Below are 280 nucleotides of genomic sequence, written 5' to 3'. Positions count from 1 at the left end.
GCCCTTCATCTTTAAGCTGACGTGTCATCGCGGCACCTGCATCGGTACTTTGTAAAGAAGCGATCAGTGCCAAGCCTGAGTTACCAGGAATACCCATAAGAGGACGAAGCAGAGGTGTCAGTAGTTTACGAGCCGCATCCAGTGCACCGTAGTGCTCAAGTACGTTGATCATACCCAAAGCAAACATCACGGTCGGAATAAGTGTCAAAGCAAAAATGAAACCGTCGCGAGCACCGCTACCGCCTTTACCACGTAAAGAAGTGGTAGCTGCTTGGATACC

General features: G+C 50.0%; 1 protein-coding gene. It reads right to left on the bottom strand.

Annotated elements, in window-relative coordinates; translation table 11 throughout:
• The coding region (locus tag AB4486_RS25960) for a nucleoside recognition domain-containing protein (protein WP_372119620.1) at positions 1-280 on the bottom strand (280 nt) is incomplete at both ends.

Source organism: Vibrio sp. 10N.222.55.C6, from assembly GCF_041473395.1.
GTDB classification, from domain to species: Bacteria; Pseudomonadota; Gammaproteobacteria; order Enterobacterales; family Vibrionaceae; genus Vibrio; species Vibrio crassostreae_C.
The sequence above is the reverse complement of the archived record's forward strand: the minus strand, read 5'-3'. Positions and strand labels throughout refer to the sequence as shown.